This is a genomic window from Roseateles sp. P5_B10 (assembly GCF_056400485.1).
The window spans coordinates 1-1,605 of sequence record NZ_JBFULE010001030.1 but is presented as its reverse complement, the minus strand read 5'-3'; the positions used below and the strand labels follow the sequence as shown (position 1 = coordinate 1,605).

Sequence of the window (1,605 nt, the reverse complement as noted above, 5' to 3'; positions counted from 1 at the left end):
CAACTTGACCATCTCGCCTGTCCCCATCACACCGTTGCCAGACCTGATTCTAAGATCATTCCAATCACAAGAGTTTCGTAATATCCGACCAACCCCCACCAACGATATCCGGCTAATTCCGACTGCGCGAATACACTGAAAAGCCATCACCGTATCCGAACATGGCGAAGCTATGAAAACTATGGTCTTTGAGTGGGGCGACGTGGATGTCGGTGGGCGCCACTTCCAAAAAGTCGCGATAAAGGTTCCCCTCGATGCCGAAAGACAGATCTTTCTACAGTTGGACACCGGTGCTCCCTCTTCATACATCTATGCAGACGCCATTTCCAAACTTCAGGTAGAAGGGATCTTGCGCAAAGCCGACAGGCCTGGAGAGTATGTCTTGCGAGTGCCGACCCGCAGCGGTTCTGTTTGGGAAATCGTTGCTTGGGAGTTTTGCCGCCGGCCCTCGAGTGACGATTCCAATGGCGAAGGCGTGGTCGGCGTCATCGGATTGGATGCGCTGCAGAAAGAAATACTCGTTATCGACTATCCGCAGCAAATCATTTCCGTGCTCGCTCCCGGCGCGAATCTTGACTTACTCTATCAAGGGCTTAACTTTACCCGCACCACACTGACACGTGTGACGCACGCCAAGGGCACTTCCCACTATGGCATTAATGTCGATATAGACGGCAAAGCCGCAGGGCTAATGTTGTTGGACACTGGCGCCGGATTATTCAATCTCGTGTCCTGGCCAAGCCACACCGATGAAGCCATCGCCACAAGAAACGTAAGTGTCGAAGCCTTTAATCTCAGCGGGGAATACACCCTCGAAGGCGATGACATGAGCTTCGTCGAGTTGCAAGGGCGCCATCAGGTCTGCTTAATCGGATTTTGCATTCAGGATGTCCTCCTTCACGAACAAAGCAAGGCGGTCATACCCGAATTTCAGGGAATCATCGGAAATGAGTTTTTCTGGGAAGGTGTACTACTTATCGATTTTCCCCAGCTTACCGTTGCATATGGACGAGCAGCAAGTTGAGCAACAGCAATCTTGGGCAAGACCCTTGAAAATGGCTTGCAAGGAGGCGTCGGTGGCACTGATCCTCAAATGACGTACTACCAAATCGTGGAGTTCGGAAACCTAATTGCCAATTTCATACGATTCAGCGGTGTAAAGCTCTTGAACATCAGGCGCTCCGAAGGCATTTCGCCCCTCAACAATGGTCTATCAAGGTTGAACGATGAGAGTGCAACTGCAGTCTGAAGCGGCAGAGTGCGGACTGGCATGCTTGCTGATGGTGCTTTCTCACTATAAACAAAATATTGAAATTAGCGACGCTCGACGTCGGATGGGAATTAGTCTCAAGGGCACAACACTGCGGCAGCTAATGCAATCTGCTTCGCGGTTCGGCCTCTCCTCAAGAGCGCTCCGCGTGCCATTAGCCGATCTGCGGGGGGTACAGCTTCCATGTATCCTGCATTGGGGTTTAAACCATTTTGTCGTATTAAAAAGGATTAGACGCAACAGTGTCATTATCCTGGATCCGGCTATCGGTACGCGGAGCTTAGGGCTGGCTGATTTATCGCAACACTTTACAGGGGTCGCCCTCGAGTTATGAC

The 1,605-nt window shown here is 51.2% G+C and carries 2 protein-coding genes; both read left to right on the top strand.

Annotation, left to right across the window (positions count from 1 at the left end; translation table 11 throughout):
• The first annotated feature begins 172 nt into the window (after positions 1-172).
• Entirely contained in the window at positions 173-1,024 is an 852-nt protein-coding gene (locus AC1DU6_RS30465) for a hypothetical protein (protein ID WP_477861817.1), read from the top strand.
• A gap of 202 nt (positions 1,025-1,226) precedes the next feature.
• Complete coding sequence (locus tag AC1DU6_RS30460; protein ID WP_477861815.1) at positions 1,227-1,604, top strand: cysteine peptidase family C39 domain-containing protein; 378 nt, start codon at positions 1,227-1,229, stop codon at positions 1,602-1,604.
• The last annotated feature ends 1 nt before the right edge of the window (position 1,605 follow it).

Coding starts and splice junctions, on each gene's coding strand:
- AC1DU6_RS30465 (WP_477861817.1), top strand. CDS start 173: ATGAAAACTATGGTCTTTGAGTGGGGCGACGTGGATGTCGGTGGGCGC.
- AC1DU6_RS30460 (WP_477861815.1), top strand. CDS start 1,227: ATGAGAGTGCAACTGCAGTCTGAAGCGGCAGAGTGCGGACTGGCATGC.